This window comes from Marinobacterium sp. xm-m-312, assembly GCF_013283295.1.
In the GTDB taxonomy this organism is placed as follows: Bacteria; Pseudomonadota; Gammaproteobacteria; order Pseudomonadales; family Balneatricaceae; genus Marinobacterium_E.
Genome location: NZ_WBYS01000004.1, coordinates 23,288 through 40,830, shown reverse-complemented (window position 1 = coordinate 40,830; position 17,543 = coordinate 23,288). Strand labels below are relative to the sequence as shown.

Sequence of the window (17,543 nt, the reverse complement as noted above, 5' to 3'; positions counted from 1 at the left end):
AATAAATATTCTTTAGGCGTTGTAGAGTTTATCTAACCCTTGTGGTTTGCGCTTAACAAAGGCCGCTTCAACGATCGATGCAACCAGCATCACAAGAGTTGTAGTCTGATAAACAGTTTCAACGTATCCACTCGTAAATGGGTCAATCTTTTGCTGCCACTCCCATACAAGTACTACGAAAACCGCGGCTAACCCAGGAAGGAATGAGTATGAAAGGTTGCGTAGCAATCGATAGATTCGATCAGCAAAGCTACCCATAGCATCATGCAACACAACTAAGAATAAGAAGTAACTGCAAGTATGAACGATGGCAACAGCGCCCACGATAAAGAACCCTAGATCAAGTCGATAGATCTCATAGAGCTGATTTGTCATTAGATTTTGTAGAGTAACTGCAATCACCATCAGGGCAGTCAAACGAACCCCTAGCTCAATAAGCACCAAAAGTACCGGTGGCGCGCTCTTCAACTCGCCATCTGTCGCTTTTTCATGTTCTAGCAGTGATATAGCTCTTGGGGGACCAAAAGCTAAAAGGTAACCAATTAAGAAAAGCGTACTCCAAAAAAACTGCATGAGCCTACCCTTAGTTAAACTTTTAAACCAAATCACGCTTGTTACTGCAATATGGATGCCAACTCTTCATTTTGTTTGGTTTTCTGCTTCGTTTTTAACTATCAGAAGTGCTAGCGATTATGTTGGCACTTTAATTGCATAAAGAAGGGATTGAATCTAAGTGAGTAATGAGTGCCCGATGTCTAAATTATTGATGATTACCATTGAGCTTCCATATCCACCAACAAGCGGCGGTAGGATGAAAAGTTGGAATATGCTTAAGTTCTTTACGAACTATTTCGATGTCTCATTGGTATCCCCACTCAAATACGGCACATCAGAACTTGAGAGCTTCCATAACAACATAGATCTGGATGCCTTTTACAGTGATGCAGTTGAGGTTCCTCGAACCGGTTTAAATCTGGTTAAAAGCTACCTCAAATCAGTTCCACTTAATGTCTTTCGCTCTTGTTCAGAAGAGCTTAAAGCACGTGTTAAGCAGCTGGCCGATCAATTTGACGTCATCGTGTTAGATCACTACGAGTCCTTTCAATACCTTCCAAGTGATTTCAAAGGCAAGGTAATACTGCATACACACAATGCTACATTTTTGATGTGGGAGCGCTATGCTAATGGCGACGGTAGTTTTGTTATGCGGGCAGCATCAGCTCTTGAAGCTAAGCGCGTAAGGGCCTATGAACGAAGCGCATGCGAACGTGCAGACCTAGTGTTTGCATCTCCTAACGATATCGAACAGTTATCTGGATTGGGGGTGGATCTTGGGAAGTTTAGAGAGACCTACCACCTCGGTGATGACAGCCAACTGAGTTTACCCAGCATTACTTTTAGGGAGACTGAAAAACGTCTACTTTACGTTGGAACACTGAGTTGGGAAGCGAACGTCGATGGTTTGGTCTGGTTTCTAGAGTCTGTTTGGCCAAATGTAAAATCGGCACATCCCGACTTAGAGTTCGATATTGTTGGTGGCAATCCAGATAAGCGAATTGTGGATGCTGCAATGGATCTCGATGGGGTAAATCTTTTGGGCTTTGTAGAAGATCTAGAGCCCCTATTCTGTCGTTCTCGACTCTTTATGGCTCCATTGCGATTCGGTTCTGGTATTAAGGTAAAAGTATTAAATACTATGTGCCGTGGTGTTCCCGTTATAACGACCAGTGTTGGCGCTGAAGGTATTGCAGCAGAGCATTTGGTGCATCTCACAATTAATGATGATGCTAATGGCATGGTCGCTTCAATCAATCAGCTTCTTGAAGATGAAGAGTCTTGGAACAAAATTGAACATCACTCACGTCAATTGATCCGCGATCGTTATACCTGGGCAAAGGTTCTCGGATTTATGGTGGACGAAATTAATGAGTTATTAAAAGAGTAATGTTAGTTTCTGGTCGCACGCTCATCGCCTTTGCGCTTGGTATTGTCTTTTATACAGCATTTAAAGGTACCTACTACTTCCTAGCCAACCGTCTACAGGAGTTAGGGCTTCTAATCACCTTTATCCTCTTTGCTTATTCGGCACTAGTGGCCTCGTTAAATGTTAAAGAGAAAAATCTAAACTGGAGCACCTGGATATTTCTAACCCTTGCGTTGGTTGGTTACACCTTTATTCTGCCTGGCTATCAGTTTTCCACCCATGTTGGTGTCTCGATGCTACCAAGCATCATGGCGTCTAGAGAGTTTCTCATTGTCTTCATTGCACCTTCTCTCTACTTTCTCTATCGCATAGGTTTTAGTGCAGAAAAAATTATCGATATCGTTATGGTGGTTTTAGCGCTGATTGTTTTTTCATACATATTTCACTATTTCCGTATAGATCTCGTGGCTGCATACAACTCTCCAGATCCAACCATCAGCGGCATGACAACGCATGATGAAGCTCGCGGTTACCGATTAAAACCGCCACTGGTTGCTGTTTATATGACCTCAATTATTGCGGCCTACAAGTTAGTCACCAGCAAAGAGAACCTATCCAAACTTTTCTGGGCTCTCTCCTTTTGTGCGACGCTCTATGTCTGGTATCTGGTCCAAGCTAGGGCTCCTACAGCGATGCTGATAATAGGAGTGTTTTTCTATCACTTCTGGTTTGCGCGAAAGCCACGCTTAGGTCTTCTGTTTCTTTCACTTTGTGTAATTATTCCTGCTTATATACTGGCTGTTGAACAGTATTTTGCTGTTATGAAAACTGCTGATGATGGTGTTCGATACAAGGCGTATATGATTGCCATCAATACATTTATGGATTATCCATTCTTCGGCTTTGGCCAACAGAGTGCCGCTACGGTGACTGAGCAGGAGATATTTTGGTACAAGTTCTACAGCTCTGACCTAGGTTTGATTGGAATAGCTTTCAAATATGGCGCCATTGGAGCATTTTTGTATGTATCTCTTCTGATAACCGCACTGGTTAAAGCGGTTAAAACTAACTGGTTGTTTCTTCAATACCGGGGGCACGCGAACATATTTTTAGTGGCATCAATCGCTAAATTGAGTACGGATCTATTCAACACACTGTTAGGTGTTCCCTACGTCTATATCGAGGGCTTGACCCACGGCGCTATCATTATCGCGCTGAGTGCCATCTATAAAATCGAGTTCAGTCATAAGCCGAACTGATGGGAAGAGATAGCTGGGTTAATCAACCCAGCTGTTTGAAACTAATGCCTGATCAGTCTCTTTATCCTTATTGACCAAAGTGGCTACTGATGATTCAGAAACTTCTGGTTTATAAGCCTTCAGAGCGCGCGAAAGCTTTCTAAAAATCACCATCGCAATAATGAAAAAGATACCTAAAAAGAGCGTCCCTACGAACGCTAGAACAGTCCACTTCTTACCACTGGGGTAGGATTTAAAGAGTGGCGGATAGGCCGGAAGAATGGGTTCTAATGGGTAGTTCTCTCTTGCGTGAATGATTGATTCAACACCAAGTTGCGCTTCAAGAAGGCGATAGATCGAACGCTGTACCTCGAGGTTATTAACCTCAGTAAGACGTTTTTCAAGATAGGTGCGGCGTGCATTCATCGAATCAACAGAGCGAGCTTTAATAAAGTCATTGAAACTAATCACGTAGTTATTGACCAAATCTGCTGATAGCTCAGGTGAATTTGATGTCGCGTAGATAGTAAGCAATCCACTCTTCTCATCGTGAGAATAACCCATATGCTTCTCTTGGAGATTCTTTACAGCGACCCGGTAATCCACCTTAAATCCATCGATCCAAGTTGAGGTTGCACTATCCCACTTCTCTGGAAATAGCATCGGTAACAACTCAAAACGATTGATAAAATAGACATTAAACTCATAAGCGCCAAGTTTTGAGAGTAGTCTATCTAGCTGGTTACTTGGAGCCGCATCTAGGATGAAGTCGTGCTCGAGCAATCCCAAGGCATCAGAGCCTATGTAGTTTTCAGGACTTACTCCACCTGGTTTCTCGTTAATGTTGATCGCAGCAACCCCAGATGCTGTAAACCGTTCATCGAGCAGCTTTGAGAATATGAAGAGCGACGCAGAGACAATTAGAGCGACCAGTATTAGACGATATTTGTACTTTAATATCGCATCTAAATATTCAAGTAGATCGACCTGTTGATCGATGTTTAACGGCTGCTGACTTTCGCTAACACTGTTCATGCTTTTCACTTAAATAGGTATCACTTAAATAGGTAATCAACGCTTGCTGTTGAGAGCGCAAGCTTGTAGAAAATATCAACCCAAGACTGGGTAAACTCACGGCCATTGATACGATCGACACTTAGAGGCACATAGACAGTCGCACCAGGAGTTACTTCAACATTAGCCGGAGACATCAACCAACCCCAAGTACTCGCTTTAGAACGTACTGTCATCACCTCACCATTAGCCTGCACGATGTAAGCGTGCTCTCGTTGAGCTAGCTCTTTAGTACCACCACTTAAATTGATGTAATCAAGTGCAGCGCGATCGCTTCTAAACTTGTGTGAAGTCGGGAAATAGACCTGCCCCACAACAGATACTTCATCTTGATATTTAGGGATAATGATTCGGTCCCCGTCTTCAAGCACCAAGTCTGCTGTTTCATTACAATTGGCAACAGCAGCATCCATATCAATGACTAAGCGGCCACGAGCCTGTTTAGGTGCCAACTGTTTAATTACTTGGAAGGTGTCGTTAGTTCCTTGGTTAACTGGCATCTTCTGGTCTTTCTCATATCCAGGTGAGAGGTGGACCTCGGCTAGTAGGTCATCCATTTCAGCTAGGATTTTATCTAACGCCTCTTGCTCTTTCTTACGAACACTCTCGCGCAAAAAGACGGTGCCAAATAGATAGGCATCTTCTGTAAACCCGCCCGCTTGCTGAACTACGCCGCATAGAGTCTCGCGTTTATCCACCTCAAAAGTACCAGGATATAACACCTCTCCCTCAATGGTGATTCGCTTAGGTTTATTAATCCACTCAGGCTTCTGATGCAGCACTAAGCTGTCATAGGGCTGTAGGATTGAATCACCACTCTCAACCAACGCACTATTTGATGTAAGCGCAATATCAAAGCGATCAATTTTAGAAAATTCACCGTTAAGCAGGGAGCGACGAGATAGTGTTGCGGTTAACCCATAAGCACTCTCAGTCATTCCACCGGCCGCTATTATCAAATCGTTAATTCGCATGCCCGCAGTCATCGGATAGGCTCCAGGTTTCGCTACTGCACCACCAACTTCGATAATAGGTGCTAGCTCGCCAAAGCCCACCTGCTCTCTAAGACGCTTCACTTCATCTTTCAAGATCGCAGGACGATCACTCTCCGGCCCAAAGAGATAGAGTCGGTCGCCCGCATTTAATATAGGGTTGTGACTAGTTAAACCACGGTTGAAGCTCTCAAAACTGAGCGCTGTAATATCAACTAAGCCTGACGGCCGGATTGTTCGAGCCAACACGGCATAATGATTATCGGTACCAGATTTTAGACCGCCAGCATATTCAATCAGATCTAAAACCCGTGTTGTCGACTCAATCGGGTAGGCACCACCATGTTTAACAAAGCCGTATAGTTCAACAATAGGTGCCGGTTGTGCGGCTGTCGCTTCATTTCGCATCTTATTAACGATGGATGCGAGCTGATCTGCACGCGCAGTATGCGTATTGAAGACAATAACTCTATCTCGCGGCATTAAAACAGCATTTTGATCAGAGTTTCGACTCTGTAGGGCCTCTTCAAGAGAGAAATAGCGAATTTCAGTCCGTTTACTCTCAACATTTTCGCGTTCTATTGCAGCTATCGAGAAGTCAGTGCCCTGAAGAAGCATTTTTTTCGATGTAATTAGATCTGATACACGCATCTCTGGGCGCCATTGATAGCCGCCAGGAGTAATCACATGTCCATTCAGCAGCACCACGTTATCCATCTTTTCAACAACAGGCAGTACTCTAATTAGGTCGCCATTCTCAACTGCTGCATTAGAGCCATTAGAGAGATCGACCTGAACAAGTGTATAGCCATTATCCCCTGCTATTCGCTCAATTTGAGTTTTAGACTTAGCCGCTGTGGGGAGAAGCCCCCCCGCTAATGATATTAGTTGAGCAACTGTATTCTCTTTGCTCAATTCATAAATAGCAGGGCGATGCACTTCGCCTGCTACGCCAGCAGTTTTTCCTATGGGTGGTACAAAAACGATATCACCTTGACGTAGGTAGACATTGCCAGTTTCTACCCCTTTTAGAAGTAGTTCATAAAGGTCAAAACGAGCTATAACTGCACCCCCACGTTTCACCTGAATATCACGAAGTGATCCCGTTCGACTAATGCCGCCCGTCGCGATCAAGGTGTTGAGCAGTGAAGATAAGCCACTAACTGTATATGAACCCGGTTGAGCAACCTCTCCAACCATTAACACTTGAATTGTGTGAAGCTCAGATAAGGTAACAACAGTTTTGGCACCCACTCGAATTCGATTAAGAGACTCCCCTAGAACGGTTTTAGCCTCTTTAAATGTTAGGCCAGCTACTTGGATATCGCCGACCTCCGGAACAAGTAAGCGCCCCTCTCGGGTAACCACCAAGTTATATTCAACATCAGTGACACTAAACACCTGAACCTTAAACGAGTCACCAGGCCCTATTACATAATCCTCAGGTACAGGGATACCCATTACCGGCGCGAATGTTGAAGGGATAGCACTGAAAATATCGTAACCGAACTGCTCAAGCTTAGGCTGCACTGTCTGATCTTGGATACGCTCCTCTAAAGTGACAGGCTCTAGTTTCTGAGCAACAGTTTTCTCTAGCTCTGAGGGTTGATCCAGAGCAACGCTCACTAGTGCATCCTTCGGAAGTTGCACTTCAGAATCTACAAGCGGCTTGTCCGCACCAGATGGAGCTGCGGCTAGCGCACTCTGCTTCTGAAGGTCCTCTGGCTGCAACACGCCATATCGGCTTTGTGCAACGACAGAGTTAGAAGTTACAACAACGAGCAAACTCATAAGAGCTGGTAATAGATATCTACGGATAAGCATTACAAATTACCTTTTGCTTGAAGGGTGCTGAATTTTTCGCATCCTTTAAAATTGACGAGGGTATTAGCTTTACTGTTTGGGCATTGATCTTGATAGTCGTAGATCCCATCACCGTCGCTATCTTTAGGACCCAAGAGAACTGTTTTCTCTACGAAGTGGGTCATATCTCTGGGTTGAGAAATTTTGTCGGCGGCTACAGAGAAACCACAGCGTTCGGCTTTATCAACTAGGGTACGAGACATTCGATTACCGACGCCCACTAGATAGAAGCATAGCCCCTTTTCCTGTTTGGAGGTCTGCCAATTTGATACTCCATTTGAGATGGTCTTGCCGGATTCAAATTGGCTGTATTGATAGGCACGATCGATAGTGTCAAGTACACCTGGGGTAATCTGTTCCCAATTACTAATGAGCAGAATGCCATTTCCTACACCCATACCACTATCCGTCTCTTTAAAATGGCTGCCAATTCGCTCAATTGCCGCATTTAGATTCTCACCTGCTATAGCAATTTTTGAGGGGTTCGTTAGTTGATCAAGCAGCGTTTCGCGAGCAGTACCTGCTGGAATACTTTCTACCGCACCTCGATTGTTGATCTGCATGAGACTTACTTCGGCTTGAATATGGGTTGGCAAGCTTGCTATATAGCGACGCGCAATTTCACGCACATAGGTATCAAAAGGTACATCTCGATAAGAATTAGGAAGTGCATTGGATCTATCAATTAAGATAACCAATTGCGATACACGTTCTGTCAGCTTTTGCGTTGCTATTTTTTCATCGAGTGAGACTGGATCAAATATATGAACAGAGCGTTGGTGTGTCTCTGTCTCATAGCCAGTGATAGATGCACTGCCATTGTGTGCAGGCACATCGACCAATGCCTCCATAGAAGTACAACCCGCCAATGCAACGAGTGTCGTAAGAGTGAGTAATGCATGTTTCATAATCATAAGTACAAATCAGCCCTTTTGGCCCGGCATCAAATAGATATCAAATGGCAGTACATCGTGTAGATGAAAGTTCGGGAATATATCGATCCCCATCCGACTTTTTATAAGGTAGAGAACAGTAAATAGCGTGCTAAAAATCGCAAAACCGATCACCGCCGAAGCGGTTAAATAGATACCTCGCCTAAACCAACGGGGTAATCTATGTATACGCGCCAATTCAGAGCTTAAGGTTTTATTTCTTCTATCGCGGCCCGCAAAAAGCACGAAATAGTAAGTTCGTAACACTAAGGGTATTGTGAAGCGGATATCGATTGTGTGGCGGGCACTCTGATCCATTCCGATCAAAGCTTGTCGAATTGCCGATCTTTGAACTTCGCTCAATGAGTCACGAATCTCTTTAGGGATTCGACTCATTGTGAATTCAGCAAAGACCTCACCACGTTTATCCATTAACTCAATACTCTACATTTACCGTTCAACCTGAACTGTATATGCAAAGAATGGGCCAACTTGTTAGTTTAATTAATGCTAGCCGCTACTTAATGGCTTCAAGGTAGAGTGTTTCATATGCAGAGAGCATTTTCTCGTCAGTGTATTTAAGTGACTCTTCTCGGCACTTAATGCTTAATTGGCTGTAGTCCCATGAACAGAGAGTATTGAGGTCAGTCTCAAAACGTTTATGGTCTGTTATATCTGTAGCAATACCTGTCTCCCCCTCTCGAACTAACTCTAGTAGGCCTCCACTGCCATTCACCATAACCGGTACACCATGAGAGAATGCCTCGATAACAACCAATCCCATGGGTTCATACCACAGTGAGGGGACAATCAGATAATCGATTTCGTTAAAGAAGGCTGCAGGGTCCACAAATCCACGATAATCGATAGAACTGTCCGCTTTGAGTTGGTTCTCTATGGCCGCTTCACCTGCTCCTGCGATGATAAATCTATACTCATCGGTGTTAGCAAGAGACCTCATGTTATCGATGAGATTCAATACCCCCTTTGAGTACTCCAAACGACCTAGGTAGCCAATTTTCTTCGGGATATTGGGCGTACTCACATTCGAAAGCTGATCTATTGGAGCTTTACCTGAAGCAGCGTGAGAGACGCTATCAACAGAGTTATAAATCACCATGGAACTCCCAGATGGAAAGAAACCGTCGGTAAGATGGCTTTCAAGGATAAAATCACTCACGCCAGCAACACTTTTAACTCCTTCAGAAGCCCAACGTTTTGGAGTGCTATAGAGCCGACATGAGTCACAAATAGTTTTGCAATTTCGTTCACTCTTGCGACGTGAGTCTCGGTGGCACTGCAGGCTGTAATCATGGATTGTGTGAGCAATATTGATACCTAACTTCTTAGCTATACGCCACACAATCACAGAGATACCTTTGAGGTTATGAGTATGTATAAGATCGGGCTTAAATGAACTGATAGCATCAGTGATATCTTTACGGTAACGATAGTTATTAAGGTCCAAAAGCCGCTGAAAGAACTTGATTAACGCTCTCTTGATACGGTTTTTAGTTGTTAGTGTTACGAAGGGCCAGTAGATGTTTCTATCTGGTAGATAGATGGCTTCGACGCCATTATCTAAAACTGTTGTTGTCGTTTCTGAAACCTGGTCTGAGATACTAAGCACAGATACGGTATGTCCCCGCCTTACTAAACCTTCAGCAAGTTTATAGACCACCTTCTCAGCGCCACCATACTTGAGAGGATAAAACACTGAGTTAAAAATTAAGATTCGCATGCTGTACTCGCTGATTCTGGTGAATTCACAACCTGTTTTGATCGGAAGATAACTACCCCGATTAAGATGTAATAGAGCACTGCGTTTACAACACTTAAAGCGGCAACAGCAATGAGTGGATCGCCATAGATGACTCCCATATAAATTGCACTTATGCGAAGCGCTATAGAGACTATTTCATAAACAAGAAACAGCTTTTGCAGCTCGAATATAGCGATAGCGGATATAGCAGGACGTGCCGCCAAACTTGCCAATAGCCAAACTGATATCCACTGTGCATACTCACCAGATACCCCCCAGTCAGAGCCAAATAGAATCTCAAATAGCCAAGGGCCTAGAAGAGTGATCGATCCAAAAGGAACCACTCCTACCAGCAAAAGGGTTTTACTAGCACGCCACAGTAAAGAGGTAACATTTTCCCCTTTGTGAAAACGCTCAACAATTTCTGGATAGAAAACATCGCCTACACTTTTTCCTAAAAGAGTAACGGGTACTGTGAGAACGTTGTAACCAATGGCATAGAGTCCCGCGACCGCAGGGCCAAAGAAGGTTGCGAACATCAGAGTTGGAGCACTTAACGAAATCGAGTTCAACATTACTTGAGGCGCCCGGTATATTGGAAAATCTGAATAGCGTCTCATAAGTGGTAAAAACCTAATCCGACTCATTTCAAACGCTAGCTTCGGTGCACTTTTAAAAATAAATAGGATTTGGATAGCCATGCCGACTGTGTAAACCAGCACCAGGACCACACCTTTAGGATGAAACAGACCAATTAGAGACTGTGCTGTCCCGACAAGTATTGAACGAATAGTTAAAGATTTGGCCAAAACAGTAAATTTCTTAAAGCGAATAATCCACTGCTCTGCTATCTGAAAAAGTCCCGCAATAAACACCGCTATTGGGATGATCCAAGCAAATGGAAGTAAGGGCTCGGCATTAAGAGTTGCGAAAATTGGATCACTAAATAGGGTTAAACAAACACCCAGTGTTATCGACAATAGAGTAACGGCAGCAAGGGATAGTTTAGCAACGGCAAAGGCCTCCGAATGTTCTTTAGCAATCACTATAGCCATAGGTAAAGTTAACGCTATAGGTGGCGCAACGAGATAGACCATGGAGGTAAAAATTCCTAAATAGCCGTACTCATCAGGACCATAGATTCGTGTAATTACCATTGAGAAGAGCATGGTAATCGCATTAGCAAAGGCAGCGCCTGAAGCCAAAATGAGAACATTTTTAAATAGGTCGTTCTTTTTCAATGCGTGAAATTTAGATATCACAGTGACTCCGAAACCAAACAAAATCAAAAAGCAGGTGCAGGTTTCAATGCAGGAAGCGTGCCAAATATTTTATCCGCGCAATAAAAAGAGTTGGCACGCTTCCTGCAAACAGAACGCATAAATCAGTTATGGAGTTTTGTGTGAATACTCTTGATCAAAATAGAAAAATTGCATTTGTCACCTGTTCATACGGGCCAGATTTTCAGCGTTGTAGCAGACTCTGTGCCTCTATGGATGAGTTCGTTGATAGCGGTTTTGAGCATGTAATCATTGTGCCCAAACGCGATATGGCACAGTTTTCAAAACTACAAGGAGGCCGCAGAAAAGTTGTCTCGGTTGAGAAGACAGTGCCTGGGCTCTACCTACAACTCCCCTTTTCAAATAAGTGGTGGCTAGACTCACAGCTCTTTCCTGTTCGCGGTTGGATCATGCAGCAGATCACCAAGTTAAGCGCCGGCTTTGCAACAGAAGCTGACTACCTGGTATTCACAGACTCAGATTTGCAATTTATCCGCCCATTCTCTGCAGAATCAGTGCTTAAAGATGGTGAGTTACGTCTTCACCGAATCCCTGGTGTGAAAAATGATGGCGTACATCTTAAGTGGCACCACAAAGCAGGTGCACTGCTAGGCACAGAGCAGGCCTATGCTGGAGCTGACTATGTTGGACAACTAATTACTTGGCGCCGAGATGTTTTATTGCTGATGCTAGATCAGATTGAAAAAGCCACGGGTAAACGCTGGTATCACGCCGTGGGGCATAGCCTTACGTTCTCAGAGTACATAACTTACGGAATGTTTGCCGAGAAAGTGTTAACCAAAGATTCTGGTCACTATTTCGAAGAGCGCGACCTTTGCCATTGTTGCTGGACAGCTGATGAAGCTGCTGATCTAAAGGCTAGAAACGCAAATATCGATGATCAAGCTGTAGCTCTCCTTCTTCAATCCAATCTTGGCCTTACTGCTAACCAAGAGCGAGAGCTTATTCAAATAGCTAAAGAGATGATGAGCTTTAACCAAAAACAGCATGATAGGAAGTCAGTCGCATGAACAGACAAGAGATAAATGTTAAGGCTCAAGCAATTGTTGGCCTCCCCTTCGTGCGCCTATCTCAGGAAGAGTTTATCGACTATCTAAACCTTGCACTGAAGCAAGAGGACGTGACTCAATCGCTAGTTTTTGCAGATGCCGAAACTGTAACCTACTCAGTATCTGATGAACTAGTACGCGATACTATGACTCATGCAGACCTGCTAATACCTAGAGGCAAAGGGGTTAACGCGCGTCTAAATATGAGAACTCGTGGTCCAGTAGAGAGTGCAAACGTATCGCAACTTTACCGTGAACTGATCTATACCCTTGAATCCAATGGTTCCCGAGTAATTATATTCAGCGACAGCAAACGCGAGCTTGTTAAGTTTGAGATGCAGGTATCTAAGTTCTTTCCAGCACTTAACATTCAGTTTCAACTGCTAGATGTGAATTACGACCTAAGCACAGCCTCTATAAAATCGGTATTAGCTTCAAAACAGACTGAAGTAGCTCTATTTGCTGCAGCTTCTCCGATACAAGAGCAACTAGTTTCAAGGTTGCAAGGTCTAGCAAACCTTAAGATGATCGCCGCCTTGGGGCACCCATTTTTTGAAGCGATTTCTGAAATCGAGGGGCAATCACTTTGGCATAAAGTGCGTCACAGCCTACTACTTAAACCAGTGAAATTAATCCGTTTTCTTAAGGCAAGTATCGCCCTTAGGCCAAAGACTACTGATTCGAAACCATCACGATTTAATAGAGTTTTACAGGGTTGGGGTTGGACAACTCGTTTGAGTCGCGTATTGATTCGCCTCAAAGCGTGGCGGTGGTCAATGCGTTGCATAATGCAACGCATTACGAAACGCATTATCGATATGACGGGAGCCTTTTTTGGGCTGCTAGCTCTATCGCCCCTTCTCATTCCTGTAATGATTATCATCAAAGTCACATCGCCTGGCCCAATCTTTTACTCACAAATCCGAGTGGGCCACAAAGGCAAGCTCTTTAGAATGTGGAAATTCCGTTCAATGTATATTGATGCTGATGCTCGCAAGGCTGCTCTGCTCGAGCAGAATGAATCAGAAGCAGGGGTTATTTTTAAAATGAAGAAAGACCCAAGAATTACGCCGATTGGTCGCGTAATTCGCCGCCTATCAATTGATGAGCTACCCCAACTCTATAACGTCTTAACGGGTGATATGTCCCTTGTAGGACCAAGACCTGCTCTTGAGGCTGAAGTGGCTCAGTACCCAGTACTGGCGCGTGCCCGTTTAGAAGCAATTCCGGGTTTAACGGGATTGTGGCAGATCTCAGGTCGCTCTGACCTCCCCTTTGATAAGCAGGTTTTACTTGATACCGCTTATGTAAACCAACAATCAGCTGTCAACGATATCAAACTGATCGCTAAAACCATTCCTGCTGTTGTCAGTGGCAAAGGAGCATACTAATGACTACAACTACTGCTGTGCTGTTTGCGGATCGAAATGGTGACGAGCTCGCACCGCTCAATACGGTATACCCTACTGCACTCATGCCTATCGCTGGAAAATCACCGCTTGAGTATTGGTTTGAGTATCTTTGCGATAAGGGCTTCAAGTCAGTTTATATAATTACGTCGGCGATGACTAAGCAGGTGAAGGACCAGTTTCCAGATGGTGATCACTGGGGGCTTAACTTCACTTACCACAGCTCTTTGGGTGAAGAGCATCCTTCTAGCCTGATCGAACGCATGGGTCTAAATATGCCGTTTTTTGCAGCACGTGGAGACACCCTGCCATGTTTTGAAGAGAACCAGCTGATCGCAGCACTAGAGGTTGATTCAGCGACGCGTTGCCTGCTTGATAACTTAGAGTGGTCTAGGTTTAAAGAGATTAATGGCGAATGGGATACATCGCTTAGCTCGCTTAAAGGGCTCTATGAAGCCACATTCAATGTCCTCAATAGCAAACACACCTACCTCGTACCTCGGGGTTTACGTGCTGAAGATGGTAAATGGCTTGCAACACCAACCTTTAGTTCTGCTCGAGCTCATCAAATGAATGGGGCCCTCTACGTAGGACGTGACTCAATGGTTGAACGTGACGCCCAATTTGAAGGGAACGTTGCTGTAGAGGCTAATTCATACGTTGACCGTAACACTAAGGTAGCTAACTCAATCATCTTCCCAGGCACCTATGTTGGCCAGGATATGTCTGTGAATGAGTCCATTGTCTGCGGCAGTACAGTGATTGATCTTAAAAACGACACTGCGATTCAAATTAGTGATCCAGCACTCTTCAGCTTTCTAGTACCCGCTGCTGCGCTCGTTCGAACAACCAAAACAGAGCGTTTAGTTGCGGCGTTAGTCATGCTCGTTACAGCGCCGGTAGTGATGCCATTGGCATTGATAACAAAGCGCGGCAAGTTTTTTTCATCGGAGTTTGCCTACTCCAATAGGGGTTCACGCGCACACCCAATAAACTTTGAACTCTACAAATTTAACAGTCGCCTTACTTCTGTAAATCACTGGCCTAGATTGCTCCACGTTATTGATGGCGATTTAAAACTGTTTGGTTCGAAACTCGAGTCTGGAGAGGTTCAGGTACCCATTGAGGAGCTACCACTTTGTCAGGGTGTTATCACACCATCTCACCTTAAACCTAACTATGAATTTGATGAGATCGAAGAGCAGTTATGGGGATTTGAACTGGCCAATGAGAAGCAAGGTTTCTTCACCAGTCTGTTTAAAACCATTAAAGCGTCATTCTAAAAAGATACAAAAAAGGAGAGCATCTGCTCTCCTATCTTTTCTCTAATTCAATTAGCTATCGCTATTGAAGATATCTCGGGTAAATACCTTATCAATAACATCCTCTAGCTCTTCATCCATACGGTTGCAGACAATCACATCAGCGTCTGATTTGAATGCCTCTAGATCAGCATAGACCTTTGAGTGAAAGAAGCTCTCTTCATCCAGCACAGGTTCATAGACGATGACTTGAATCCCTTTGGCTTTAATACGTTTCATAACACCTTGAATAGCAGAGGCGCGAAAGTTATCAGAGCCAGATTTCATTACCAAACGATACAAACCAACTGTTTTTGGATTGCGCTTGATGATTGAATCGGCGATGAAATCCTTACGGGTGGTGTTTGACTGAACGATCGCGCCAATAAGGTTACTTGGTACGTCGTTGTAGTTAGCCAGTAGCTGTTTGGTATCTTTTGGCAGACAGTAACCACCGTAACCAAAACTTGGGTTGTTGTAGTGCGTGCCGATACGCGGGTCTAACCCTACCCCTTCTATGATCTGTCGCGTATCCAAGCCGTGTGACAGCGCATAGGTGTCCAACTCATTGAAATAGGCCACACGCATTGCAAGGTAGGTATTGGCAAAGAGTTTGATCGCCTCAGCTTCGGTACTACCGGTGAATAGTGTGTCGATATCCTCTTTAAGAGCCCCCTCAACGAGCATTGCAGCAAACTTCTCTGCACGCTCAGACCGCTCACCTACCACGATACGTGATGGGTATAGGTTGTCGTACAGAGCCTTACCTTCACGTAAGAACTCTGGCGAAAAGATAATATTGGGTGAATTGAACTCTTCACGCAGATTTCGAGTGTATCCGACAGGAATGGTTGATTTAATGACGATCGTCGCTTCAGGGTTAATGCGAATGACATCTGAAATCACCGCTTCAACCGAGCGAGTATTGAAGAAGTTAGTCACCGGATCGTAATCGGTCGGTGTCGCAACAATGACGTATTCAGCTCCTGCATACGCCGTTTCCGGATCCTTTGTCGCAACCAGGTTTAACGCTTTTTCGGCTAAATAGTGTTCAAGTTCAGTATCTTCAATAGGCGCTTTGCGGTCATTGACCAGTGCTACCCTATTCTCATCAAGATCTATGGCTGTCACTTCATTATGTTGAGCCAAAAGAACGGCGTTGGACATGCCCACATAACCAAGGCCTGCAACCGCTATCTTTGTCATATAAAAATCCTAATCGTTAAGTCTGTCTCTCTGCTAACAGCTAGCTAGAGTCACACACTCAAATTACAAATGCGTTAAGAACGGCCGTAGAGATCTTCAAAACGGACAATATCATCTTCACCTAGGTAAGAACCTGACTGAACTTCAATCAACTCTAGTGGGATCTTGCCTGGGTTCTCTAACCAGTGAACACAGCCAACCGGGAGATAGACCGACTCATTCTCGGTTAGCATGATCTCTTCGTCATCGCGCCCGACACGAGCCGTACCCGACACAACAATCCAGTGTTCAGCACGGTGGTGGTGCATCTGAACCGAGAGTTTATTACCCGGCTTCACGGTAATGCGCTTAACTTGGTAACGTTCGCCGCTATCAATGGAGTCGTATTTACCCCATGGACGGTAGACTTCACGGTGCAGCTCATACTCACTGCGACCCTCTGCTTTTAAGCGCTCAACGATCTTTTTAACGTCTTGCACCTGATCCTTGCCTGCCACCAACACTGCGTCTTTGGTTTCAACCACAACAATATCTTTAACACCGACAGTCGCAACCAGTTTACTGGTCGATTTGATCAAGGAGTCTTGGGTGTTGTGGGTCATGACATCACCACTGACGGCATTGCCGTCGCCATCCTTAGGGGTAACTTCCCAAAGCGATGACCAGGCACCCACATCATTCCAACCGGCATCCATTGGCACGACTACAACATTGTCAGCTTTCTCCATCACCGCATAGTCGATCGACTCATCCGGACAGGCTTTAAACGCCTCTTCATTAATGCGCACGAAATCTAGATCCGGAGTAAGAGTTTCTAAAGAAGCGGTACAAGCATCTAGGATATCTGGGCGGTGTTTACCCAACTCTTCGATGTAACGTGACGCTTTGAAGAGGAACATACCGCTGTTCCAGTAGTAGTCACCCGAATCTACGTAGGCTTGTGCACGTTCAAGATCCGGTTTCTCAACGAATTCCGCTACCTGATAGCCCTCTGCTTCAGCAGCGCCTCGTCGAATATAACCATAGCCAGTTTCAGGACCCGTGGCGACAATACCAAAAGTCACTAAAGCACCCGCTTCAGCAAGGGGTTTGGCTCTGTTCACTTGCTGCTGGAAAACCTCGACGTTTTCAATGACATGATCCGCCGCTAACACCAGTAGCAAAGGGTCATCTTCGGAAGTCAGTGCTTGCAGTGCAGCCAATGCAATGGCCGGTGCCGTATTGCGACCGACGGGTTCCAATAGAATATCGGCCTGGGTATCCATCGCACGCATCTGTTCTGCAACGATGAAGCGGTGCTCCTCATTACAGATCACCAACGGCTTTCCATCGCTGATACCGTCCACACGTGAAGCCGTTGTCTGCAGCATGGTTTGTTGGCCTGCCAAAGCTAGAAACTGTTTCGGATAGAGGGAGCGAGACAGTGGCCATAAACGTGAACCGGAGCCACCGGCCATAATTACAGTTTTCATTTAATCCATTCCTTTTAAGA

General features: G+C 44.7%; 14 protein-coding genes. 5 read left to right on the top strand and 9 right to left on the bottom strand.

Going from position 1 to position 17,543, the window contains the following annotated elements; translation table 11 throughout:
• Positions 1-12: 12 nt before the first annotated feature.
• Complete coding sequence (locus tag XMM312_RS05895; RefSeq protein WP_173488846.1) at positions 13-573, bottom strand: hypothetical protein; 561 nt, start codon at positions 571-573, stop codon at positions 13-15.
• Positions 574-751: 178 nt separating this feature from the next.
• Between XMM312_RS05895 and XMM312_RS05890 the strand changes: the two genes are divergently transcribed.
• Positions 752-1,945: a glycosyltransferase gene (locus tag XMM312_RS05890; RefSeq protein WP_173488845.1), complete on the top strand. Its 1,194-nt coding sequence runs from the start codon at positions 752-754 to the stop codon at positions 1,943-1,945.
• The gene (locus tag XMM312_RS05885; RefSeq protein ID WP_173488844.1) at positions 1,945-3,183 is read left to right on the top strand and encodes a hypothetical protein; all 1,239 of its coding nucleotides are present in this window, start codon (positions 1,945-1,947) and stop codon (positions 3,181-3,183) included. The genes XMM312_RS05890 and XMM312_RS05885 overlap by 1 nt, the downstream gene beginning before the upstream one ends.
• 18 nt (positions 3,184-3,201) lie before the next feature.
• On the opposite strand, the gene XMM312_RS05880 is transcribed toward XMM312_RS05885, so the two are convergent.
• The 6 genes from XMM312_RS05880 to XMM312_RS05855 form a co-directional block, all read right to left on the bottom strand.
• Complete coding sequence (locus XMM312_RS05880) at positions 3,202-4,197, bottom strand: hypothetical protein (protein ID WP_173488843.1); 996 nt, start codon at positions 4,195-4,197, stop codon at positions 3,202-3,204.
• 20 nt (positions 4,198-4,217) lie between these two features.
• On the bottom strand, positions 4,218-7,019 hold the full coding sequence (locus tag XMM312_RS05875; protein ID WP_173488842.1) for an SLBB domain-containing protein: 2,802 nt from the start codon (positions 7,017-7,019) through the stop codon (positions 4,218-4,220).
• Positions 7,020-7,051: 32 nt separating this feature from the next.
• Entirely contained in the window at positions 7,052-8,005 is a 954-nt protein-coding gene (locus XMM312_RS05870; RefSeq protein WP_173488841.1) for a hypothetical protein, read from the bottom strand.
• 9 nt (positions 8,006-8,014) lie between these two features.
• A complete protein-coding gene (locus tag XMM312_RS05865) occupies positions 8,015-8,455 on the bottom strand; it encodes a 3-phosphoshikimate 1-carboxyvinyltransferase (protein WP_173488840.1) in 441 nt (146 codons plus the stop codon).
• An 85-nt stretch (positions 8,456-8,540) separates the two neighbouring features.
• Positions 8,541-9,764 carry a glycosyltransferase family 4 protein gene (locus XMM312_RS05860; protein ID WP_173488839.1) on the bottom strand — a complete coding sequence of 408 codons (1,224 nt, stop codon included), beginning with the start codon at positions 9,762-9,764 and terminating at the stop codon, positions 8,541-8,543.
• Positions 9,752-11,047, bottom strand: a complete 1,296-nt coding sequence (locus XMM312_RS05855) for an oligosaccharide flippase family protein (RefSeq protein ID WP_173488838.1) — start codon at positions 11,045-11,047, stop codon at positions 9,752-9,754. The genes XMM312_RS05860 and XMM312_RS05855 overlap by 13 nt, the downstream gene beginning before the upstream one ends.
• A gap of 140 nt (positions 11,048-11,187) precedes the next feature.
• Between XMM312_RS05855 and XMM312_RS05850 the strand changes: the two genes are divergently transcribed.
• The 3 genes from XMM312_RS05850 to XMM312_RS05840 are packed head-to-tail and all read left to right on the top strand — an operon-like array spanning position 11,188 to position 14,827.
• Positions 11,188-12,096, top strand: coding sequence for a DUF6492 family protein (locus XMM312_RS05850; protein WP_217363886.1), 909 nt, complete (start codon positions 11,188-11,190; stop codon positions 12,094-12,096).
• The gene (locus tag XMM312_RS05845; RefSeq protein ID WP_173488836.1) at positions 12,093-13,526 is read left to right on the top strand and encodes a sugar transferase; all 1,434 of its coding nucleotides are present in this window, start codon (positions 12,093-12,095) and stop codon (positions 13,524-13,526) included. Before XMM312_RS05850 ends, XMM312_RS05845 begins: the two co-directional genes overlap by 4 nt.
• Entirely contained in the window at positions 13,526-14,827 is a 1,302-nt protein-coding gene (locus XMM312_RS05840) for a hypothetical protein (protein WP_173488835.1), read from the top strand. Before XMM312_RS05845 ends, XMM312_RS05840 begins: the two co-directional genes overlap by 1 nt.
• A gap of 51 nt (positions 14,828-14,878) precedes the next feature.
• Here the strand turns inward: XMM312_RS05840 and XMM312_RS05835 are convergent, their stop codons facing one another.
• Together XMM312_RS05835 and XMM312_RS05830 are read right to left on the bottom strand one after the other, a co-directional pair.
• Positions 14,879-16,051 carry a nucleotide sugar dehydrogenase gene (locus tag XMM312_RS05835; RefSeq protein WP_173488834.1) on the bottom strand — a complete coding sequence of 391 codons (1,173 nt, stop codon included), beginning with the start codon at positions 16,049-16,051 and terminating at the stop codon, positions 14,879-14,881.
• A gap of 74 nt (positions 16,052-16,125) precedes the next feature.
• Positions 16,126-17,523 carry a mannose-1-phosphate guanylyltransferase/mannose-6-phosphate isomerase gene (locus tag XMM312_RS05830; RefSeq protein WP_173488833.1) on the bottom strand — a complete coding sequence of 466 codons (1,398 nt, stop codon included), beginning with the start codon at positions 17,521-17,523 and terminating at the stop codon, positions 16,126-16,128.
• Positions 17,524-17,543: the final 20 nt, after the last annotated feature.